Here is a 20,615-nt window from a genome sequence, read left to right on the forward strand (position 1 = left end):
AAGCATGATTATCAATGGGCAAAAGCTTAAGTTAAAAGAGCTTAGATTTATGGATTATGTTAAAGAAAAGCAATTAAAAATAGAATTTATCGCCTTAGAATTAAACGGAGAAATTATCCCAAGGGATAAATTTGAAAATTTAATTTTAAAAGAAAATGATAAAGTAGAGATTGTTACTTTTGTAGGTGGTGGTTGATGAAAATTAAATTTAATGGTAGTATGATAAACACGCATTTTAAAAACACTTTGGAATTTTTTCAAAATGTGAGTAAAAATGAAAATGATGTATGGATAGTCAATGGTTTTGCGACAAAAGAAAGTTTGGAACTAAAAGAAAATGATGAGCTTTTTTGTATAGAAAAAAATACTTTACCCCCATATGAAGCTCTTGATGCGATGATGAGGGCAAGACATACTCCAAAGCTTCATGATAAACTTAAAAAGGCAAGTGTAGCAGTGTGTGGGCTTGGTGGGCTTGGCTCGCATATAGCTATAAATTTAGCAAGAAGTGGGGTTGGTAGGCTTCATTTGATTGATTTTGATGTGGTGGAGCCAAGCAATCTTAACCGCCAAGCTTATATGGTGGAAGATTTAGGTAAATTTAAGGCTGAAGCTTTAAAAGATCAAATCGCTAAAATTAATCCTTTTATAGAAGTATTTGCACAAGTTTTAAAAATAGAAAAAGAAAATATAGCTGAGCTTTTTACAAATGATGATATAGTTTGTGAAGCCTTTGATAGTGCAAAATACAAAGCCCTTTTAGCACAAAATTTTCACCAACACTATCCTCAAAAAACATTAATTTGTGCTTCTGGTTTAGCAGGATATGGTGATAGCAACAGCATACAAACAAGAAAAATTGCAAAAAACTTTTATGTTTGTGGTGATTTAAAAAATGAGGCAAAAGTAGGCAATGGACTTATGGCACCGCGTGTAAATATTTGCGCAGGACATCAAGCAAATTTAGTTTTAGAACTTTTAGCGAGTGAGTAATGGAAAAATTAAAAATAGGAAAATATGAGTTTAATTCCAGGTTTATTTTAGGTTCTGGGAAATTTTCTTTTGAGCTTATAAAATCAGCCATTGAAGAAGCAAAAGTTGAGATTATCACCTTAGCTTTGCGTAGGGTAAATGATAAAGGCATAGAGAATATACTTGATTTTATCCCAAAGCACATTAAGCTTTTACCAAATACTTCAGGTGCAAGAAATGCCAATGAGGCATTGCGTATAGCAAGACTTGCAAGAGAGCTTGGCTGTGGAGATATGATTAAGGTTGAAGTAATTAGCGATAGTAAATATTTATTACCGGATAATTATGAAAGTATAAAAGCAGTGGAACTTTTAGCAAATGAGGGTTTTACACCTTTAGTTTATATGTATCCTGATTTATATGCAGCACGTGCTATGGCTAGTGTGGGAGCTGCTGCTATAATGCCTCTTGGAGCTCCTATAGGAAGTAATAAAGGCTTAAAAACTAAAGAATTTATACAAATTTTACTTAATGAAATTAGCTTGCCTATTATAGTTGATGCAGGCATAGGAAATCCCGCACAAGCTTGCGAAGCCATGCAAATGGGAGTAAGTGCAGTGATGGCAAATACTGCCATAGCTCAAGCTAAAGATGTAGCAAAAATGGCAAAGGCTTTTGCTTTAGCTATAGAGGCAGGACATAATGCGTATTTAGCAGGCATAGCAAATGAAAGCATGCCAAGTGCAAGCTCGCCTTTGAGTGGTTTTTTAAGAGATTAAAATGCAAAAATATCCTCATATGCAAAGTATTGAAAGTGAGATTTTAACTAAGGTTTTAAAAGAAGTTGAAAATTTTGATGAAAGTAAATTTAGCGCTTTTGATGTAAAACAAGCTTTAGTTAAAGATTATCTTAACTTAGAAGATTTAAAAGCCTTGCTTTCAAGTACAGCAGAAGATTTTATAGAAGATTTAGCACAAAAATCAAGTAAGATTACTCAAAAATATTTTGGAAATTCCATTTCACTTTTTACACCTTTATATCTTTCTAATTTTTGCAATAGCAAATGTACTTATTGTGGGTTTCAAAAAGGAAATAATATTAAAAGAGCTAAGCTAAATGAGGCTGAAATTCACAAAGAAATACAAGAGATTAAAAAAAGTGGCTTGGAAGAAATTTTACTCTTAACAGGTGAGGGCAGGGAGTATGCTAGCGTAGAATATCTTGCCAAAGCTTGTGAGATAGCAAAAGAGTATTTTAAAGTCGTTGGGATTGAAGTTTATCCTATGAATGTAGATGAATATGCGTTGCTTCATGAAAAGGGTTGTGAATATGTAAGTGTTTATCAAGAAACTTATAATCAAAAAACTTATTCTAAAATTCATATTGAAGGTGAAAAAAGTGTATTTGAGTATCGCTTTCATGCGCAAGAGCGAGCGTTAAAAGCGGGTATGAGAGGGGTTGCTTTTGGAGCTTTACTTGGTGTGGATGATTTTAGAAAAGATGCTTTTGCTACGGCTTTACATGCGTATTTTTTACAGCAAAAATACCCTCATGCTGAAATAGCTTTATCTATCCCTAGACTAAGACCTATTATTAATAATAAAAAAATTCATCCAAAAGATGTGAGCGAAACAAGGCTTTTGCAAGTTTTATGTGCTTATAGATTGTTTTTGCCTTTTGCAAGTATTACTATTTCTACGCGTGAAAGAGCAGGATTTAGAGATGGGGTTATTAAACTTGGAGCTACTAAAATGAGTGCAGGCGTGAGTGTGGGGGTAGGTGAGCATCAAGGTGATAAAAAAGGCGATGATCAGTTTCAAATTAGCGATATGCGTAGTGTTGATGAGGTTTTAGCTATGTTAAAAAATGCAAATTTGCAAGCTATAATGAGCGATAGTATTTATGTGGGATAAAAAAATCATTGCTATTAGTGATAGTCAAAATACTCAAGGAGATTTTTTAAATTTTATTGAAAAACTAAGTCAAAGTAGTATCAATGCTTTGGTGCTTAGAGAAAAACATTTAGATGAGTTAGAATATACTAAATTAGCCAAAGAAGTATTAAAAATTTTTAATAAAACTCAAAAGATTTGCTTTTTGCATTATTATTATGAAACTTGTTTAAAATTAAATCATCAATTTTTTCATGCTCCTTTATTTGTTTTACAAAATTACCCACAAAGCTATAAAAAAATTGAGTTTTTGGGTACTTCCATCCATTCTAAAGAAGAATTAGATTTAGCTTATAAGCTTAAAGTAAGTCATGCTTTTTTTGGGCATGTATTTGAAAGTTCTTGTAAGGCTGATTTGACTCCAAAAGGTATAAAAAATTTAAATGATTTGTTAAAAGTTTCAAAAATACCCATTTATGCTATAGGTGGTATAAATACTCAAACTATAAACCACTTAAAAGATTTAAATTTAGCAGGTGTGTGTATAAGAGAAGCTTTGTATAAAAGCGAAAATGTAAAAAAATATATTTCAAAATGTAAAGATCTTTTAGTCCAAAAAAGACTAAAAGATTATAACCAGAAGAAATAAGCAATTATTGCAAGACTAATTGAGCAGAATATATTTAGTATAATTCCTACTCTTACCATTTCTTGTTGTTTGATATGACCGGTACCAAAAACTATAGCATTTGGTGGTGTAGCAACTGGTAGCATGAAAGCACAAGAAGCACCAATAGCAATAATTAAAGCAAGTCCTAAAGCAGGAACACCCAAAGTATCTGCAATAGAGATAAATAAAGGCACAAGTAAGGCTGCTGAAGCAGTGTTTGAGGTAAATTCTGTTAAAAATACTATAAAAAAGGCCACGATTAAACCTATAACAAATAAATGCCCATTTTCTATAAATGAAATAATAGTATCAGCCATAACCTTGCTAGCACCTGAATCTTTTAGCACCACACTTAGAGTAATACCTCCACCAAAGAGCATTAATACACCCCAATCAGTATTTTTTTGTATATTTTTCCAATCAATCACTTTAAAAGCACATACTAAAACAGCAGCTAATAAAGCAATAATTGCATCAAGATTTGCTATTTTATGTCCAAAAACACTCGTGATGATAGGACCTATATTGCCACTAAAAATCCAAGATAGAGCAACCACTAAAAAGATTATTAAAGTGATGATTCTAGGTCTTGTAAGTTCTATATTTTCAGTGTGTAAATCAACTTGTAGATTAAATTTAGGTTTAAACATAAAATACAAAATTAAAATCATTGCAGGTAAGAAGATTAAAACAATAGGAATACCATATTTTAACCACTGTGCAAAGCTAATGTGTAATTGAGTAGCAACGATAGCATTTGGTGGAGTTCCTACTATAGTGCCTATACCACCTATACTCGCACTAAAAGCTATACCTAAAAGGATAAAAACATAAGTGTTTCTATCTTTTTCTGGGTCAAGTGAAGCTAACATACCTATAGCAAGCGGAAGCATCATGGCAGCTGTTGCAGTATTACTCATCCACATAGATAAAAACGCAGTGGTAATAAAAATATACAAACTTGATAAACCCAAATGTCCTTTTGCTAGGGTTAAAATTTTATGTGCAATTAGCTTATCTAGTTTTTGATGATGCATAGCTGCAGCTAAAGCAAAACCACCAAAAAATAAAAAGATATTTGAATCAGCAAAGCCGGTTAAAGCTTTAGCAGTAGGTAATAATCCTAAGATGGCTGCTAAAACAGGCACTAAAATAGCTGTAATAGTAACATGTAAAGCTTCGCTAAGCCATAAAATAGCAATAAAAACTAACAATGATAAACCTTGATTTACTTTAGTTTCGCCAAAAGGGGAGAAATAAAGCAAAGCGATAAATAACACCAAATCAGCAATGACTATGAGTGTTTTTGTATTTGAACTCATTTTTAATAACTCCTTTGAAATATTGTAGTTTTGTAACATATTCTAAATGAATTTTCTTTTAAATGTCAATTTTTATATAAATTTTTTTATATAAAACTTTTCTTGTGTGAAAAAAAGTAAGTTTTAGTAAAATTTATTTGTTTTTGGTATAATTTTTGCTAATTAAAAATCATCTATAAATAAAGATGATTCTAAGGAAAGAACATGTTTAAAAAAATATTTATATTGACTCTAGCTTTATTTTTTAGTGCTTGTGCCATAAATTCTAAAAATCAAGGTGTAGCTAAGGTTAATGAAGTTATAAAAATTCAAGCACAATGTTATAATCCTTCTAGCCCTAAAGCCTATGAAGCAAAAATTAAAGGCCTTGTATATATTAGTGATGTAGGGCTTAAGTATTGTGCAAACAAAAGAACGCTTGATAAAAGTGTTTCTTTGAAAAAAGTTTATATTCATAGAGTGTATGATTTAAATGAGAACTTAAAATATTCCTCTTCTAATGGAAATAATTATTATATTAATGAGAATTTTAACTACTATTTTTATGTGTTTTTAAAAGAAGAGTTAGAAAATAGAGGTATAGTGGTGGTTGAAAATACACAAGATTCTCCTTATGTTTTAAAAGTGGATTTAAGTTTTAATGATTTTTATTCTAAATTTGATTCTAATTCTTTATTTTCAATTATTGCTAGTCAGCTAACATTAAAAGATATTAATACTAATAAAACTATTAATATTAAAACTAAACAAGAAGTTAAAGGTTTTTATAATATAAAAGATTTACCTTTCTTCACTCAGCTTCTTATAAAGCAAGTGGCTAATAAATCCGCAGATATCATTAGCTCTTTGTGAGGTGTTTTAACTGCCATGGATTTTCCTTTGCGAGCTTTTGTCCAGCTTGCAAGGAAGAGCTTTTAGAATATTCTTTGGGTATAAGAGAACTTGAGGGAAATTTTAAAGTTTATTATTTTTATCAATATGAACAAATTAAACATCTAATTTATTTTAAACACAAATTTCAAGGATATTTTGTTTTAAATGCGCTTGCAAAATTAAGCTTTGCCAAATTTAAAGATTTTTTTCAACCCTCTTGTGAAATTAACGCCATAGCCTTAGATGATAAAACATATAAAAACTACTCTCATACTGCTATTTTAACCAAACATTTAAAAACTCAATTTATAAAACCTATGTATTGCACCTTACAAGCTAATTCAGAATTTAAATATAGTGGAAAAAGTTTGCAATTTCGTAAAGATAATAAAAGATCTTATAAGCTTTTAAAGCGTCCAAAATACCCTGTGATTTTAGTAGATGATGTGGTAACTACGGGTTTAAGTTTGCTTGAAGCAAAAGAGTTTTTAGAAAAAAATAATATCGAAGTACTTTTTGCTTTAGTTTTAGCTAATGCAAAATTTGATACAATATAGGCATTAATTTTAAGGATTTTTATGGAAAATATTTTTACTAAAGATTCAGATATTGAAAATATAGATATAGAAAGTTCTATAAAAAGTAGTTATTTAGATTATTCTATGAGTGTTATTATAGGTCGTGCCTTACCTGATGCTAGAGATGGGCTTAAACCTGTTCATAGAAGAATTTTATATGCTATGAATGATTTAGGTGTTGGAAGTCGTAGTGCGTATAAAAAATCAGCACGTATAGTGGGTGATGTAATCGGTAAATACCATCCACATGGTGATACAGCTGTATATGATGCTTTAGTAAGAATGGCGCAAGATTTTTCTATGCGTTATCCAAGCGTAGATGGACAAGGAAACTTTGGTTCTATTGATGGTGATGGCGCTGCTGCAATGCGTTATACTGAAGCTAGGATGACGATTTTAGCTGAAGAACTTTTGCGTGATATAGAAAAAGATACGGTTGATTTTATACCAAATTATGATGATTCTATGAGTGAACCTGATGTTTTACCTGCTAGGGTACCAAATTTATTACTTAATGGTTCAAGTGGTATTGCAGTAGGTATGGCTACTAATATTCCTCCGCATAGTTTAAATGAGCTTATTGATGGTTTGCTTTATTTAATTGATAATAAAAATGCAAGCTTAGAAGAAATAATGCAATTTATCAAAGGCCCTGATTTTCCAACCGGTGGTATTATCTTTGGTAAAAAGGGTATTATAGAAGCTTACCGCACAGGTCGTGGTAGGGTAAAAGTAAGAGCAAAAACCCATATTGAAAAAAGAGCTAATAAAGATATTATTGTAATAGATGAACTTCCTTATCAAACTAATAAAGCAAGATTGATAGAGCAAATTGCTGAACTTGCTAAAGAAAAACAAATCGAAGGTATTGCTGAAGTTAGAGATGAGAGTGATAGAGAAGGAATTCGCGTGGTGATTGAGCTAAAGCGCGATGCTATGAGTGAGATTGTGTTAAATAATCTTTTTAAATCTACCACTATGGAAAGCACTTTTGGTGTGATTATGCTTGCTATACACAATAAAGAACCAAAAGTTTTTTCTTTAATTGAACTTTTAAATTTATTCTTAAATCATAGAAAAACTGTAATTATTAGAAGAACTATTTATGAGTTGCAAAAAGCTAGAGCTAGAGCGCATATTTTAGAAGGTTTAAAAATTGCTCTAGATAATATTGATGAAGTGATAGCTTTGATTAAAAACTCTCCTGATAACCCAACGGCTAAAAATTTATTAATGCAAAAATTTGGCCTAAGCGAGCTTCAATCTAATGCTATTTTAGATATGAAGTTAGGCCGTTTAACAGGGCTTGAGAGAGAAAAGATTGACAATGAATTAAGAGAATTATTAGCAGAAATTGAAAGACTTGATCAAATTTTAAAAAGCGAAACTTTGCTTGAAAATTTAATCAAAGATGAATTAAAAGAAATTAGAAGCAAATTTGATGTACCAAGAATCACTCAAATTGAAGATGATTATGATGATATTGATATAGAAGATTTAATACCAAATGAAAATATGGTAGTTACCATTACTCATCGTGGTTATATCAAACGTGTCCCAAGCAAGCAATATGAAAAACAAAAACGTGGTGGTAAAGGTAAGGTTGCAGTTACAACTTATGATGATGATTTTATTGAAAGCTTCTTTACAGCAAACACACATGATACCTTGATGTTTGTTACTGATCGTGGGCAACTTTACTGGCTTAAAGTTTATAAAATTCCTGAAGGAAGTAGAACTGCTAAAGGTAAAGCTGTGGTTAATCTCATTAATCTACAAGCAGATGAAAAAATCATGGCAATTATCCCAACCACTGATTTTGATGAAAGCAAATCATTGTGTTTCTTTACTAAAAATGGTATCGTAAAACGCACAAATTTAAGCGAATATCAAAACATTAGAAGCGTGGGTGTAAAAGCGATTAATCTAGATGAAAATGATGAGCTTGTTACTGCAATTATCGTAGCAAGAGATGAAAGCGAAACACAAGAGCAAAATTATGAAGAAAATTTAGAAAATGAAATGCTTGAACCTAATGAAGAGCTTGAAAATGTTAGCGGTAAAATGCTTTTTGCAGTTACTAAAAAAGGTATGTGTATTAAATTTCCGCTTGCTAAAGTTAGAGAGATTGGCCGTGTAAGTAGAGGGGTAACTGCGATTAAATTTAAAGAAAAAGATGATGAGGTTGTGGGTGCTGTTGTTATAGAAAATGACGCTCAAGAAATCTTAAGCGTAAGTGCAAAAGGTATAGGTAAGCGTACTGATGCTGGAGAATATAGACTTCAAAGTAGAGGTGGTAAGGGTGTAATATGTATGAAACTTACTGCTAAAACAAAAGACTTAATCGGCATAGTTATAGTTGATGAAAGTATGGATTTGATGGCATTAACAAGCAGTGGTAAGATGATACGTGTTGATATGCAAAGTATTAGAAAAGCAGGTAGAAATACAAGTGGTGTAATTGTTGTTAATGTTGAAAATGATGAGGTTGTAAGCATTGCTAAATGTCCTAAAGAAGAAGATGAGGAATTAGATGCTGAAACTAATATGGATTTAAATTTAGAATAGTAAAATTTTTGGAATGCTTTTTGCTGTTTTAATAAAATCAAATAAATTGAAGGTGTAAAAAATGAAAAAAGTTGTTTTTATGTTTTGTTTGGCTTTGGGTTTTAGTGCATGTGCGCTAGATCAAAGAGGTGTGAATCCAAATCAAACTCAAGCTGCTCAAGCTGCAAGTTCTGATGTTGTGGTTCAAAAAGTAGATAAAGATGATGTGCGTAATATCATTAGAGAAGAAAAAATGCTTGCAAATGATACAAGTACAGACAATGATCTAACTTTTACAGCAGTGGGTGAGGGTATTGCTCCTTTAAATACAGTTTCTGTTGGTCAAGCTTTAGCTTTGGCTAAAAGAGCAGCAATCACTGATGCTTATAGACAATTAGCTAGTAAGTTATATGGTGTAAGAGTTAATGGTAAAGATACAGTAAAAGATGCAATGCTTAAAAGTTCAACTATCACAGCGCAGGTAAATGGTTTGATTAAAAATGCAAGTGTGGTTGATCAAGATTTTAAAGATGGTCTTTATAGAGTAAATGTAGAACTTAAAATCGATGCTGACAAGTGGAAAGAATTGTTTGCTTATTAATCCTTATAATTTTTAATGCCACTGCCCAAGATGAATTTATATTTTGGGCAGAACTCTCTAATAAAAATTTTATCCTTTATCATCAAAATGAAACTATTTCTATAGCTATGACTAAAAGCAAAAAAAAGAATTTAGAATATGCTTGTGAGTTAGTATATACACCAAGTGATTTGAAATCTTTAATACGCAATGATTTTGGTATGGTAGATGAAGAGCAAATGACAAAGTTAGATAAATTTAACTTTTTAAATGCTCATAAAAATGATTTAATTGATTGCTTTTTTAATTCAAAAATAGATGTAAAAGATTTTGTAAAAAGTGAACAAGCAAGCGCACAAAGTGAAACTTATGTGAGAATTTTGCCTTTAAGATTTATAGTTGAATTTCACGATAATAGCGCTTTTGTATATTATCTTAAATGAATACAAAGCTAGCTTTTATAAAAATCAAGTTAAAATACTTAAAAAAATATTAAGAGTATAAAATGCAAAAAAGTATCCCTCGTTATTTATTATTTAAATATTTGCGTTTTGATAAAGATCAACCCTTTATCATGCTTTCAAAAATTTTAGCCTTTTTAGGTGTAAGCATAGGGCTTTGCGTGCTTTTAGTTGCAATGGCAATTATGAATGGTTTTGATAAAGAATTTGAGAGAAAACTTTTTACGATGAATTATCCTATCACTATATTACCGCGTTTTGGAGCGAGTGTGGATGAGAAATTATTGCAAGAATTAAGAGTTAAATTTCCAAATTTATTATTTAGTCCTTATATTGCTACTCAAGTCATAGCAAGAAATGATTTAAAATTAGAAGGCGGTATGCTTTTTGGGGTTAATTTTGAAGATGAAAAAAAAATTAACGAAGTCATAGCACAAGCTTTAGAAAATAAAAAATTAGATAATTTTGATATTTTAATCGGCAAGGGTTTAAAGGATGATTTTGGACTTGATTATAATGAAAAAATAACTCTAATTTTTTCAAATCTAAATGCAAGTGGGCTTTCGCTTATCCCGCAGGTTAAAAGATTTGATGTTAAGGCTGATTTTTCTTCAGGATTATTAGCCTATGATAAAGCTTATATGTATACAGATGCTAAAGCCTTGGCTAAAATTTTATCATATCCTCAAGGAAGTTATGATGGAGTACATGTGTATTCAAATAAACCCTTTGAAGATATTAAACAAATTGAAGCTTTTTTGGGTGCAAGGTATGCTAGCATAGGTTGGTGGGAACAAAATGGGAATTTCTTTGCAGCATTAGCTTTAGAAAAAAGAGCTTTGTTTATTGTGTTGATGTTGATTATTTTAGTTGCAAGTTTAAATATAGTAAGTTCTTTATTAATGATAGTGATGAATAGGCGCAGTGAAATAGCTTTATTGCTTTCTTTGGGCGCTAGTAAATTAGAGATTAAAAAAACCTTTTTTTCTTTAGGTTTTTTAATAGGTGGAAGTGGCATTATAGCAGGTGTGATTCTTGCAGCTATAGCTTTGTGGGTGCTTGGAAATTTTGACATTATCTCTTTGCCAAGTGATGTTTATGGTATGAGTAAATTGCCTTTAGAACTTTCTTTTGTTGATTTTTGCACTACACTTTTTGGAGCTATTGTGATTGTAAGTTTATCTTCTTATTATCCTGCCAAAAAAGCAACTCAAGTAGATATTTTAGATACTTTAAGAAACGAATAAATTGTAAAAATTTATTCGTTTAAGAATTTTTGAATTTTATTAAAAAAGCTTTCATAGCTAATATCTTTGATGGTTTTAATAAATTTTCCATTTTCATCAATCAGATAAAATTCGCCACTATGTGCTATAGAATATCCCATAGCAGAATCTTTAAGATTGATTTTTTCATATACCACGCCATAATTTTTAGTAACTTTTTCTAATTCTTTTTCATCTTTAGCAACTAAAGCAGTAGAATTTGGATAAAAATATTTTACCCATTGACTAGTTTGAGTTAGATTGTTATCTCTTGCTGGATCTAGTGAGATAAATACCACATGAGCTTTTTCTTTATTTGGCATTTTTTCTAAAACATTAGCAATCAATGCAAGCTCACTAGGGCAAACATCAGGACAATATGTATAGCCAAAATATACAATTAATTTTTTACCGATAAAATCTTTTAAACTAAGCATGCCTTTTTCGGAATTTAAGTGAAAATTGTATTTGTTATTTTCAAAATACTGCACAGATATAAAAAACACCCCAAAAATTACCACAATTAATAAAAAAATATTTATTTTTTTCATATTTTACCTTTTTACATCAAAGTCAAAATAAAAATCTAGCGGAGTTTCATCATCAAAAAGTTCTATTCTAAAACGCATCACATCTAGTGTGCAAGAACTTAAAACTAATTTAGCATGATAAGTGTTGTTGATTTTTTTAAATTGTGGAACAATATCTCCCATATACATATTAAGCCCATAAACCCTAGCATTTAGTTTTTTAAACTCACCTAAATTAGTGATATTTAAATCAAGCTCGTTTAATGCGGCTATAGGCTTTGGATTTAAATTTACTAATACCTTTTTATCTTTAAAATTATACTCACACTCTTGGGTATTTAGATCGCATGCTAAAGGCGTTAGAGTGGTGATTAACTCTCTTTTTTTTCCGGTATTTGATGAATTAGTATAAAAATAAGCCCCGCATATAGCAAAGACTATAGCTAGGGCAAAGACAAGTAGATTTTTCATTATTTTTTAATGCTTCTTGACTTGATATCTTTTAGTTTGATTGTGCTATTATCATCAAAATAAAGTGTTAAATTAGCTTTGGTTTGAGGTGTGATATTTTCTTTAAGATTTAAAACCATAATATGCATGCCACCTGGTTTAAGTTCAGCGCTTGAATTAGCTTTTATAGTAATTTGAGGGATTTGTACCATCATTTTTTTACCATTTTCCATGATATGATCGTGAATTTCAGTTGTATCACTTAATGAGCTTTGGGCTTTGATGAGTTTTATGTCTTGATTGGAATTATTTTTAAGTTCTAAAAAAAAGGCTGTGGTTTTAGAATTTGGTGGAGTTTGTCTTACATAGGGATCATTTACAGTGATGTTGTTAGCTAAGGTAAAAGTGCTTAAAAGAGCTAAGCTGAGTATTTTTTTCATTATTTTCCTTTATATTTTTAGTCAATTATAAACATTATACACGGAAAAAATTAAAAATATATTTATTGTAAAAATATTATAATTAGCTCTTTGTTGTTTTAAATTTTAGTAGAAAGGTATAAATTGTTTAAAATTATATTAGCATTGTTTAGTTTAGCTGTATTTGCAAATGCAAGTGAACTTGCAAAAATTTATTTAAATCAAGGTATTAATGCAGTTGAAAAGGTATTAGAACAAGAATTAAGCAAGAAAGATTTTTGGCTTGATGAGATAAAAGATAAAAATGTTAGCCTTGGTTACTATGAAGAAAATGTAGCAATCGTTTTAACTAATAAAAGTGATAAAATCATTAGGGTTTATCATTATAATAATGGCAAAGTAGAAAAGAAATTTATTCAAAAAGATGTTTTAACTGGTTTGGCTGGAGATAAAGAAGTGGAAGGAGATTTAAAAACCCCTATAGGTTTTTATGAGCTTGGAAAGAAATTTTATCCCGGTGATCCATATTATGGACCATTTGCTTTTGCAACAACTTATCCAAATGTTTTAGATAAAACTTTAGGTAAAACAGGTGGTGGAATTTGGATTCATGGTTATCCTTTAGATGGAACGCGTTTAGACACTTATAAAACTAGAGGTTGTATTGCTGTACAAAATGATTTATTAGAAGATTTTAATAAATTAGTAGCCGATAGAAAAGCTTATGCAATGACAGAGGAGAAAAATAAGGTAAGAGCAAATCATGAAGAAATAGCTGTTTTATTAGCAAATTTATTTGCTTGGAAGGATAGTTGGCAAAAAAGCGATATTAATAAATATTTATCTTTTTATGATAAAAATATATTTAAACATAAAAATAAATTTTCATATGAGCAGTTTGCAAAAAATAAAGAAAGAATTTTTGCTAAAAAAGAAGAAAAAACTATTAAATTTTCAGATCTTAGCATAAGTCCTTATCCAAATGAAAAAAATGAAAAGATTTTTAGAATAGGATTTTATGAAGATTATCGCAGTACTAATTATAAATTTAAAGGAGAAAAAGTTCTTTATGTTAAGCTGGTTGAAGACAAAATGCAAATTTTAGCTGAACAATAATGGCTTATATAAAAATTAATCGCTTAGCTTATGAGTATAATCTTGATTTAATAGCCTCTAAGGCTAGAGGTTATGAAAAAGTAATTTGTGTTTTTAAAGATAATGCTTATGGACATGGAGCTAAGCTTTTAGCTCCTATAGCTAGAGCAAAAGGTATAAATTTTATAGCAGTAAAAAACGAAGCTGAAGCAAAAGAGCTTGAAAATATTTTTGATAATATCTTAATTTTATCTCATCATCCACATGGTAATGAAAGTGAAAAATTTATTTATGCTTTAAATGATAAAAATGATATAAAAAAACTCAAAAAAAATACCAAAATTCATTTAGTTATAGATACAAATATGCATAGGAATGGAATTTTGCCTGAAGAAATTCAAGAAACTTTGTATGAGTTTAAAAATCATAGTTTGCAACTTCATGGAGTGATGATGCATTTTGCAGGAAGCGATGAGATAGATGCAAGTTATTTTGTGCAAAAACAAAAATTCCAACATGCTAAAAAGTTAATTTATGATTTATTACAAGAAGATGCTAAAAACTTAGTATTTCACTCTCATAATTCTGAAGCTTTATTTAGAGTAAATACTTTAGAAGATGATGAGTATTGTAGAGTAGGGCTTGTACAATTTGGTTATGCGCATTTTAATAAAGACTTGCGTAAGGTTTTGAGTTTGTGGGCTGAAAAATTAAGCCAAAGAGTATTAAAAAAAGGTCAAAGTGTTGGTTATGGTGGAATGTATAGTGCAAAAGAAGATATTGAAATAGCAACTTATGATTTGGGTTATGCTGATGGGCTTTTGCGCTATGATGGAAAAAAAGAATTTTTTCTTCCTAATGGCAAAAAAATACTTGGAAAAATGTCTATGGATAGCTTTTCTTGTGAGGATGATAGTGAGGTGATTTGTGTTATGAATGATGCAAATGTTATGGCTAATTTTTTCAATACTATTAATTATGAAATTTTAGTCAAACTTTCCCCTAATTTAAAAAGAATTGTAATTTAAGATAAAAAATACTAATATATCTAAGGAGAGATAAATTATGGCGTTTTTGAACTGGGCTATTTTAATTTTATTTTTATTTATAGTGTTTTTACTAATTAATCGCTATGAAAGGAAAATAAAGATTTTATATAAAAATATAGAAATCTTAAAAAATGAGTGTAAAAAAAATAGTGAAAACATAGAACAAAATAGAATTTTAATAGAAAAAAATAGATCGAATATCGAAAGTATAAAAAATCAAGATTAGTTTTTTTAATCTTGAAGTGATTTTGCTATTAATTCTAAAGGATGTAAGAACTGCGTGGAGATTTTTTCATGCTCTAATGCATTTGAAATTTGCATTCTACAAGCTGAGCATTCTGCACTAATGATTTCTACATCACTTTTTTGTATGTTTTGAGCTTTTTTTGTGCCAACTTGCAAAGCTTTTTCATAATGATCTGTTTGCATACTTACTCCACCAAAGCCACAGCACTCATTTGACTTGATAAGTTCTTTAAAAGCATAATTTTGTTTTAGTAAAGCTCTTGGTTCTTTAAAAACCCCTTGCATTTTTCTTGCATGGCAAGGATCATGATATGCAATTTTTGTATTTATTTTTTTCTTTGTTTTTAAAAGTTCTTCTAAATTAGTGTATTCGTAAAAATATTTTGTTGCAAGTAGTATTTTACTAGAAATATTTTTAGCTCTTATTGCCCATTCTTCATCTTTTTGCATATGGAAAAAATGTTCATAGTCTATATTAATCATCGCAGAGCAGGTCGCTTCTGGGATAATGATATAATCTAGTGTTTTTAATTTTTCCTCAAAATAAATGATATTTTTTTTAGCTAATTTTTCTACACTGCTAAAATCTCCGGTAAAATAATGAGGAGCGCCACAGCAAGATTGATCTTTTAATAAATCCACATTGATTTTAAGATGCTTGCAAATTTCAAGCAAAGCAAAACCTGTATTAGTGTAAGAATAATTAGACAAACACCCTATAAAAAGTCCTATGTTTTTTTCACCTTGATTGTTTATAAAATCAGGATTAGAGGCTAAAAAACTTTTCTTAGCTAAAGAAGGAAGCAAGCGATCTTTTTTGATTAAAGGTAGGCTAAATTTAGCTTTCATTCCTAAATTTTTATCTTGCAAGCTAAAGGCACAACTTTGAAAAACATAGCCTAATCTTGCTAAAATATCTAAAATCTTTCTGTGTCTTAAAAAAAAGAAAGCAAGTTTTTTATACCATGCTATGCCAAATTTTTGAGCTATATCAAAGCGTACTTTTTCAATAGCACTATCTACTCTTAAATGACTTGGACAAACTTCAACGCAATTTGTACATAAAAAACATGATTCAAAAGTTTTTTTAAGATTTTTATCAAGTTCTAGTTCTTGGTTTCTATAAGCACTAATTAAATCCAAAAAACCACGAGGAGAAGTACTCTCATCGCGGTTTATTTCATGTATAGTACAAACTGGTATGCATTTGCCACATTTTACGCAAGCATTAGAAATTTCATTAACATTTAGCATATTAAACCGTTTTAGAAAATACTTTTTTATCTTCGCTAATGCGTTTTAAATATTTATCAAAACACATAGCAATATTACGTATTAAAAGCACCCCTGTTTCATTAACCTTGATATGGTCTTTATCTATAGTGACAAATTCGCTAAGCCCCTCAAGTTCTTTTAAATCTTGTTGAAAATATTCAAAAAAATCAATCTTAAATTTATTTTCTATATTTTTTATATTAAGGGCAAAATTACTCATAAGTTCCATAATAACAGCTTTTCTTAGTTCATCATCATCATCAAGCATAATACCTTTTTCACAAGGTAATCTACCCTCATCAATAGCTTTTTCATAACTTGGCATGTCTTTGAAATTTTGCATATAATGTCTTTGTCCTTCACCTATACTTGTTAAGCCAATGCCAATTAAATCAGTTCCACCTTTTGTAGTGTAACCTTGGAAATTTCTATGTAAGCTACCATTTTCCAAAGCTTTAAAAAGTTCATCTTGTGGTTTTGCAAAATGATCCATTCCTATCATTTTATAGCCATTTTGAGTTAAAAATTTTTCACAGTATTCTAAAATTTGAAGTTTTACATCAGGACTTGGCAATGTGCTTTCATCAAATTTTCTCATATTTTTTTTAAGCCAAGGCACATGCGCATAATTAAAAATAGCAAAACGATCAGGATTGATTAGCAATGCTTTTTCTAAAGTCTGCTTAAAACTTTCTAGGCTTTGATAAGGAAGACCATAGATTAAGTCCATATTTACTGAGTTAATTCCCTTTTTTCTTACCATATCTACTGCGTTTTTGGTTAATTCAAAAGGTTGAATTCTATGAATTTCCTTTTGAACCTTTTCATCAAAATCTTGCACACCAAAACTAATACGATTAAAACCATTTTGGATTAAAACATCAGCTTGTTCTTCATTTAAAAATCTAGGATCAATCTCACAGCTTACTTCACTATCTTGAGTAAAATTTGGAAAAATGCTTTTAATTTTTAAAATCAAACTTTGCAATTGTTTAGCGCAAAAGAAAGTAGGGGTGCCACCACCAAAATGCATTTGAGCTACTTCTCTTTGAGTATTAATGATATTTGCTAAAAGATCAAGCTCTTTAAAAAGATAGTTTAAATATCTTTCTTTGCTTTCTTCTTTAGCAGTATATATTACATTACAACCACAAAAATAGCAAGCACTTCTACAAAAAGGCAAGTGAAAATACAAAGATAATTGTGCTTTTTGTTCTTTTAAAATTTGTATATAATCTTCATATTTAAACTGAGTGTTAAACTCCACTGCGGTAGGATAGGAAGTATATCTTGGGCCTGCTTTAGAGTATTTAACAAAGCTTTTATAGTCTTTCATTTGGCTTTACCTTTTGCATCATTTCTTTCATATCAATAAATAAATTAGGATGTTTTATATGAATATTGCTGATTAATTGATCTAAATCAATATTTACTTCTTTTATACCTTTAGCAACTTGATGTTTAATTTCATCCATAGCAACTGTCCAAACATCATTAAAGTCAATAGGAATTTGTTGATAAATAGCCTTTTCTAATTTAAGCTCAAAATTATCTTTTTGCATTTCCTTAGCATTTTGCAAAAACTCGATTAAGGTTTTTACAGAAAACATAGTCTTAACATCATCATTTTCATCTACTATAAACCATGGTTCAGGTGCTAACTCATGACCATTTTTTAGACTTAATTTTTTTTCTTTTTCATTAATATGGGTGAGATGAAATATGGTTTGATTATGTTTTTCTATGCCTAAATGGCTTGATAATTCGTTGATAATATCTTGGGAACTTTTTTTACTTAGACTATTCAATCTTACTCCTTGTTTAATAATTTTGCAATTTCTTTTGCATGATAAGTTATAATAAGCTTAGCTCCTGCTCTTTTAAATGCAAGCATAGTTTCAAGCACTATTTTTTCATAGTCAATTACACCTGCTTTTTGACCTGCTTTTAATAAAGCATATTCCCCACTTACATTATATACACAAAGTGGAAGCTTAGAGTGATTTGCTATATCTTTAACTACATCTAAATACGCAAGTGCTGGTTTAACCATCAAAATATCAGCACCTTGTTTTTCATCTTCTAAGCTTTCACATAAGGCTTCTTTACCATTAGCAAAATCCATTTGATAAGTTTTTCTATCTCCATAACTTGGTGCAGAATCAGCCACATCTCTAAAAGGCCCATAATAAGCTGAAGCAAATTTAGTAGAATAAGCCATAATAGGTAAATTTTCAAAACCATTTTCATCTAAGGTTTTTCTTAAAGTTTCAATAATACCATCCATCATACCGCTTGGTGCTATCATGTCAGCGCCATTTTTGGCATGAATTAGAGCTTGTTTAGCTGAAATTTCTAAAGTTAAATCATTATCCACGCTTTTGCTTTTTGGATCAATAATGCCACAATGCCCATGATCAGTATACTCACAAAAACAAAGATCAGTAATCACTACTAAATTAGGAAATTTTGCCTTAATAGCTCTTAGACTTGTAGCAATCAAACCATCATCGCTCAATGCATCGCTGCCACAGCTATCTTTTTTAGAACTTTCCAACACTCCAAATAAAATAATCGCTTTAATACCAAGATTAACTAACTCTTCGCATTCTTTTAAAATTTCATCCAAGCTCATTTGAAACACACCTGGCATAGATGTAATTTCATTTTTAATATTAGTGCCATTGACAACAAAAAGTGGATAGATTAAATCATCTAAATTTAAGGTATTTTCTTTTACTAGGCTTCTAATATTTTCATTAAGTCTTAATCTTCTAAAGCGTTTAAACATAAATTTCCTTTTTGTTTGTTAAAATTGCTTAAATTCTAGCATATTTTTTATAAAAAGGTAAAGTAAAATAATGACTATTCAAATTTCTGAAATAGCAAAACTTCCCACTCGTTTTGGAGAATTTAATATACAAAGTTTTAAAGAAAATGATAAAGAGCACCTTTGCATTTTTAAAGGAAAATTAGATAAAGAAGTTAATATTAGAATCCATTCAGAATGTTTAACGGGTGATGTTTTGGGAAGTTTAAAGTGTGATTGTGGAGAGCAACTTGACTTTTCTTTAAAATATATCCAAGAGCATGGTGGTATGGTAATTTATCTAAGACAAGAAGGAAGAGGTATAGGACTTTTTAATAAAATTAACGCTTATGCTTTGCAAGATAAGGGTTTTAATACTATAGAGGCAAATCATCAATTAGGTTTTAAAGCAGATGAGCGTAGTTATGAAATAGTAGATTTTATACTTAAACATTATAAGATTTCTAAGATTAATCTTTTAACTAATAATCCTGAAAAACTAAATTCATTAAAAGAAAAAATTAATTTAAGAGTGCCTATTTTGATAAAGGCAAATCGTTTTAACAAAGATTACTTAGAAATCAAATACACGCAAATGGGACATTTAAATTGAAAAAATATGAAGAGCAATTAAATTTTTTAAAAGATTTTGCAAATAAAGATGATTTTTTTAAAAAAATCACGCTCTATAAAGAGTTATTAGAAAAATTTAATGCCGTGCATAATCTAACTCATCTTGAAAATATAGATGATAATATTATTGATAGTATAAAAATTTTAGACTATTGTGATTTGACTGATAAAAAAAAGATTATCGATATTGGAAGTGGGGCTGGTTTTCCTGCATTATTTTTAGCTTGTATTTTGCAAGATAGTGAATTTTTTCTTTTTGAGCCTAGTGCTAAAAAAGCTTCATTTTTAAGGGTGGTTAAAACCGAACTTAATTTGATAAATGTAAGTATTATAAAAGAAAAATTACAAAACTATCCACCTTTTAAAGTAGATTTAATCACTTCAAGAGCTTTGATGGATGTAAAACCTTTGATTGAAATTTCAAATGGTTTTTATGATGAAAAAACTTCATTTTTGTTTTATAAAGGTAGTGAGGTTTATGATGAACTACAAGGATTGAAAGATTATAAAATTTTTAATCAAGGCTTTAGGAATTATTGTCTTTTAAAGATAAAGGAAAAAATATGTTAATTTTTGGACATTCTTTGATAAATATGCAAAAATTTAGTCATTATGAAAATATTTTTATTAAAGCAAATGTGAATTGTTTTGATTATAATGAGCAAAATATAAAAAGCGCAAAAGAGGAAAAAATAGATTTTGCTATATATGCTAAGAATGAAGAAGAAATTTTACTTTCAAATGCATTAGGTGCTAAATATATTTTAATAGAAGATGAGAATTTGGCAAAAATTGCTTCAAAAATGGCTGAGTTTTATATGTTTGATTCTAAAATTTTATTTTTGCTTGATACTTTTAAAAACAATCTAAAAAAAGCTTATGAGTTAAGTGTTGATGGAGTTTGTCTAAAATCTTATATTGGATAAAGTTAAACCCTTAATGGGTTTA

The 20,615-nt window shown here is 29.6% G+C and carries 25 protein-coding genes; 17 read left to right on the top strand and 8 right to left on the bottom strand.

Annotation, left to right across the window (positions count from 1 at the left end; translation table 11 throughout):
* Positions 1-4: 4 nt before the first annotated feature.
* From thiS to L8V82_RS02695, 5 genes are read left to right on the top strand one after another with little or no spacing between them, the layout of a single operon-like run.
* The gene (gene thiS, locus L8V82_RS02675) at positions 5-196 is read left to right on the top strand and encodes a sulfur carrier protein ThiS (protein WP_263723913.1); all 192 of its coding nucleotides are present in this window, start codon (positions 5-7) and stop codon (positions 194-196) included.
* Positions 193-993 carry a thiamine biosynthesis protein ThiF gene (gene thiF / locus L8V82_RS02680; protein ID WP_263723914.1) on the top strand — a complete coding sequence of 267 codons (801 nt, stop codon included), beginning with the start codon at positions 193-195 and terminating at the stop codon, positions 991-993. The genes thiS and thiF overlap by 4 nt, the downstream gene beginning before the upstream one ends.
* Positions 993-1,751: a thiazole synthase gene (locus L8V82_RS02685; RefSeq protein ID WP_263723915.1), complete on the top strand. Its 759-nt coding sequence runs from the start codon at positions 993-995 to the stop codon at positions 1,749-1,751. Before thiF ends, L8V82_RS02685 begins: the two co-directional genes overlap by 1 nt.
* A 1-nt stretch (position 1,752) precedes the next feature.
* Complete coding sequence (gene thiH, locus L8V82_RS02690) at positions 1,753-2,886, top strand: 2-iminoacetate synthase ThiH (RefSeq protein WP_263723916.1); 1,134 nt, start codon at positions 1,753-1,755, stop codon at positions 2,884-2,886.
* Positions 2,876-3,514 carry a thiamine phosphate synthase gene (locus L8V82_RS02695; protein ID WP_263723917.1) on the top strand — a complete coding sequence of 213 codons (639 nt, stop codon included), beginning with the start codon at positions 2,876-2,878 and terminating at the stop codon, positions 3,512-3,514. Before thiH ends, L8V82_RS02695 begins: the two co-directional genes overlap by 11 nt.
* On the opposite strand, the gene L8V82_RS02700 is transcribed toward L8V82_RS02695, so the two are convergent.
* Positions 3,496-4,857: a DASS family sodium-coupled anion symporter gene (locus L8V82_RS02700; protein ID WP_263723918.1), complete on the bottom strand. Its 1,362-nt coding sequence runs from the start codon at positions 4,855-4,857 to the stop codon at positions 3,496-3,498. The two genes, L8V82_RS02695 and L8V82_RS02700, sit on opposite strands and share 19 nt — an antisense overlap.
* A gap of 204 nt (positions 4,858-5,061) precedes the next feature.
* Between L8V82_RS02700 and mapA the strand changes: the two genes are divergently transcribed.
* The 6 genes from mapA to L8V82_RS02730 all read left to right on the top strand — a co-directional run bounded on the left by mapA (position 5,062) and on the right by L8V82_RS02730 (position 11,143).
* Positions 5,062-5,709, top strand: a complete 648-nt coding sequence (gene mapA, locus L8V82_RS02705; RefSeq protein ID WP_263675524.1) for an outer membrane lipoprotein MapA — start codon at positions 5,062-5,064, stop codon at positions 5,707-5,709.
* Positions 5,706-6,287, top strand: a complete 582-nt coding sequence (locus tag L8V82_RS02710; RefSeq protein WP_263723919.1) for a ComF family protein — start codon at positions 5,706-5,708, stop codon at positions 6,285-6,287. Before mapA ends, L8V82_RS02710 begins: the two co-directional genes overlap by 4 nt.
* Before the next feature lie 21 nt (positions 6,288-6,308).
* Positions 6,309-8,876 (top strand): DNA gyrase subunit A, encoded by a 2,568-nt coding sequence (gene gyrA, locus L8V82_RS02715; protein ID WP_263723920.1) that lies wholly within the window; start codon positions 6,309-6,311, stop codon positions 8,874-8,876.
* Positions 8,877-8,937: 61 nt separating this feature from the next.
* Positions 8,938-9,456: an LPP20 family lipoprotein gene (locus L8V82_RS02720; protein ID WP_263675521.1), complete on the top strand. Its 519-nt coding sequence runs from the start codon at positions 8,938-8,940 to the stop codon at positions 9,454-9,456.
* Complete coding sequence (locus L8V82_RS02725; RefSeq protein ID WP_263723921.1) at positions 9,432-9,878, top strand: hypothetical protein; 447 nt, start codon at positions 9,432-9,434, stop codon at positions 9,876-9,878. The genes L8V82_RS02720 and L8V82_RS02725 overlap by 25 nt, the downstream gene beginning before the upstream one ends.
* A gap of 62 nt (positions 9,879-9,940) precedes the next feature.
* Complete coding sequence (locus L8V82_RS02730) at positions 9,941-11,143, top strand: ABC transporter permease (RefSeq protein ID WP_263723922.1); 1,203 nt, start codon at positions 9,941-9,943, stop codon at positions 11,141-11,143.
* A gap of 11 nt (positions 11,144-11,154) precedes the next feature.
* Here L8V82_RS02730 and L8V82_RS02735 read toward each other — a convergent pair whose 3' ends face one another.
* Genes L8V82_RS02735 through L8V82_RS02745 form a run of 3 tightly spaced genes read right to left on the bottom strand, consistent with a single transcriptional unit; the run spans position 11,155 to position 12,581 of the window.
* Complete coding sequence (locus L8V82_RS02735; RefSeq protein ID WP_263723923.1) at positions 11,155-11,712, bottom strand: SCO family protein; 558 nt, start codon at positions 11,710-11,712, stop codon at positions 11,155-11,157.
* 3 nt (positions 11,713-11,715) lie between these two features.
* Positions 11,716-12,162, bottom strand: coding sequence for a hypothetical protein (locus L8V82_RS02740; RefSeq protein WP_263723924.1), 447 nt, complete (start codon positions 12,160-12,162; stop codon positions 11,716-11,718).
* Positions 12,162-12,581 (bottom strand): copper chaperone PCu(A)C, encoded by a 420-nt coding sequence (locus tag L8V82_RS02745; protein WP_263677113.1) that lies wholly within the window; start codon positions 12,579-12,581, stop codon positions 12,162-12,164. The genes L8V82_RS02740 and L8V82_RS02745 overlap by 1 nt, the downstream gene beginning before the upstream one ends.
* Positions 12,582-12,683: 102 nt before the next feature.
* Here L8V82_RS02745 and L8V82_RS02750 point away from each other — a divergent pair, with 102 nt between their 5' ends.
* Genes L8V82_RS02750 through L8V82_RS02760 form a run of 3 tightly spaced genes read left to right on the top strand, consistent with a single transcriptional unit; the run spans position 12,684 to position 14,930 of the window.
* Positions 12,684-13,676, top strand: a complete 993-nt coding sequence (locus L8V82_RS02750; protein WP_263723956.1) for a L,D-transpeptidase family protein — start codon at positions 12,684-12,686, stop codon at positions 13,674-13,676.
* The gene (locus tag L8V82_RS02755) at positions 13,676-14,683 is read left to right on the top strand and encodes an alanine racemase (protein ID WP_263723925.1); all 1,008 of its coding nucleotides are present in this window, start codon (positions 13,676-13,678) and stop codon (positions 14,681-14,683) included. Before L8V82_RS02750 ends, L8V82_RS02755 begins: the two co-directional genes overlap by 1 nt.
* A 37-nt stretch (positions 14,684-14,720) precedes the next feature.
* Positions 14,721-14,930 carry a hypothetical protein gene (locus L8V82_RS02760; protein WP_263675514.1) on the top strand — a complete coding sequence of 70 codons (210 nt, stop codon included), beginning with the start codon at positions 14,721-14,723 and terminating at the stop codon, positions 14,928-14,930.
* A gap of 5 nt (positions 14,931-14,935) precedes the next feature.
* Here L8V82_RS02760 and L8V82_RS02765 read toward each other — a convergent pair whose 3' ends face one another.
* Genes L8V82_RS02765 through hemB form a run of 4 tightly spaced genes read right to left on the bottom strand, consistent with a single transcriptional unit; the run spans position 14,936 to position 19,016 of the window.
* Positions 14,936-16,204, bottom strand: coding sequence for a (Fe-S)-binding protein (locus L8V82_RS02765; RefSeq protein WP_263723926.1), 1,269 nt, complete (start codon positions 16,202-16,204; stop codon positions 14,936-14,938).
* Between the two features lies 1 nt (position 16,205).
* Positions 16,206-17,561 carry an oxygen-independent coproporphyrinogen III oxidase gene (gene hemN, locus L8V82_RS02770; protein ID WP_263723927.1) on the bottom strand — a complete coding sequence of 452 codons (1,356 nt, stop codon included), beginning with the start codon at positions 17,559-17,561 and terminating at the stop codon, positions 16,206-16,208.
* Positions 17,548-18,033, bottom strand: a complete 486-nt coding sequence (locus L8V82_RS02775; protein ID WP_263675511.1) for a DUF2603 domain-containing protein — start codon at positions 18,031-18,033, stop codon at positions 17,548-17,550. The genes hemN and L8V82_RS02775 overlap by 14 nt, the downstream gene beginning before the upstream one ends.
* Positions 18,034-18,035: 2 nt before the next feature.
* Complete coding sequence (hemB, locus tag L8V82_RS02780; RefSeq protein WP_263723928.1) at positions 18,036-19,016, bottom strand: porphobilinogen synthase; 981 nt, start codon at positions 19,014-19,016, stop codon at positions 18,036-18,038.
* A gap of 70 nt (positions 19,017-19,086) precedes the next feature.
* Between hemB and ribA the strand changes: the two genes are divergently transcribed.
* The 3 genes from ribA to L8V82_RS02795 are packed head-to-tail and all read left to right on the top strand — an operon-like array spanning position 19,087 to position 20,593.
* Positions 19,087-19,647: a GTP cyclohydrolase II gene (gene ribA / locus L8V82_RS02785; protein WP_263677104.1), complete on the top strand. Its 561-nt coding sequence runs from the start codon at positions 19,087-19,089 to the stop codon at positions 19,645-19,647.
* Entirely contained in the window at positions 19,644-20,237 is a 594-nt protein-coding gene (gene rsmG / locus L8V82_RS02790; RefSeq protein WP_263723929.1) for a 16S rRNA (guanine(527)-N(7))-methyltransferase RsmG, read from the top strand. The genes ribA and rsmG overlap by 4 nt, the downstream gene beginning before the upstream one ends.
* On the top strand, positions 20,231-20,593 hold the full coding sequence (locus tag L8V82_RS02795) for a hypothetical protein (RefSeq protein ID WP_263723930.1): 363 nt from the start codon (positions 20,231-20,233) through the stop codon (positions 20,591-20,593). Before rsmG ends, L8V82_RS02795 begins: the two co-directional genes overlap by 7 nt.
* The last annotated feature ends 22 nt before the right edge of the window (positions 20,594-20,615 follow it).

The sequence above is a fragment of the Campylobacter sp. IFREMER_LSEM_CL2151 genome (assembly GCF_025771725.1).
GTDB classification, from domain to species: domain Bacteria; phylum Campylobacterota; class Campylobacteria; order Campylobacterales; family Campylobacteraceae; genus Campylobacter_D; species Campylobacter_D lari_C.

Coding starts and splice junctions, on each gene's coding strand:
- thiS (WP_263723913.1), top strand. CDS start 5: ATGATTATCAATGGGCAAAAGCTTAAGTTAAAAGAGCTTAGATTTATG.
- L8V82_RS02685 (WP_263723915.1), top strand. CDS start 993: ATGGAAAAATTAAAAATAGGAAAATATGAGTTTAATTCCAGGTTTATT.
- thiH (WP_263723916.1), top strand. CDS start 1,753: ATGCAAAAATATCCTCATATGCAAAGTATTGAAAGTGAGATTTTAACT.
- L8V82_RS02695 (WP_263723917.1), top strand. CDS start 2,876: ATGTGGGATAAAAAAATCATTGCTATTAGTGATAGTCAAAATACTCAA.
- L8V82_RS02700 (WP_263723918.1), bottom strand. CDS start 4,857: ATGAGTTCAAATACAAAAACACTCATAGTCATTGCTGATTTGGTGTTA.
- mapA (WP_263675524.1), top strand. CDS start 5,062: ATGTTTAAAAAAATATTTATATTGACTCTAGCTTTATTTTTTAGTGCT.
- gyrA (WP_263723920.1), top strand. CDS start 6,309: ATGGAAAATATTTTTACTAAAGATTCAGATATTGAAAATATAGATATA.
- L8V82_RS02720 (WP_263675521.1), top strand. CDS start 8,938: ATGAAAAAAGTTGTTTTTATGTTTTGTTTGGCTTTGGGTTTTAGTGCA.
- L8V82_RS02730 (WP_263723922.1), top strand. CDS start 9,941: ATGCAAAAAAGTATCCCTCGTTATTTATTATTTAAATATTTGCGTTTT.
- L8V82_RS02735 (WP_263723923.1), bottom strand. CDS start 11,712: ATGAAAAAAATAAATATTTTTTTATTAATTGTGGTAATTTTTGGGGTG.
- L8V82_RS02740 (WP_263723924.1), bottom strand. CDS start 12,162: ATGAAAAATCTACTTGTCTTTGCCCTAGCTATAGTCTTTGCTATATGC.
- L8V82_RS02745 (WP_263677113.1), bottom strand. CDS start 12,581: ATGAAAAAAATACTCAGCTTAGCTCTTTTAAGCACTTTTACCTTAGCT.
- L8V82_RS02755 (WP_263723925.1), top strand. CDS start 13,676: ATGGCTTATATAAAAATTAATCGCTTAGCTTATGAGTATAATCTTGAT.
- L8V82_RS02760 (WP_263675514.1), top strand. CDS start 14,721: ATGGCGTTTTTGAACTGGGCTATTTTAATTTTATTTTTATTTATAGTG.
- L8V82_RS02765 (WP_263723926.1), bottom strand. CDS start 16,204: ATGCTAAATGTTAATGAAATTTCTAATGCTTGCGTAAAATGTGGCAAA.
- hemN (WP_263723927.1), bottom strand. CDS start 17,561: ATGAAAGACTATAAAAGCTTTGTTAAATACTCTAAAGCAGGCCCAAGA.
- hemB (WP_263723928.1), bottom strand. CDS start 19,016: ATGTTTAAACGCTTTAGAAGATTAAGACTTAATGAAAATATTAGAAGC.
- ribA (WP_263677104.1), top strand. CDS start 19,087: ATGACTATTCAAATTTCTGAAATAGCAAAACTTCCCACTCGTTTTGGA.
- L8V82_RS02795 (WP_263723930.1), top strand. CDS start 20,231: ATGTTAATTTTTGGACATTCTTTGATAAATATGCAAAAATTTAGTCAT.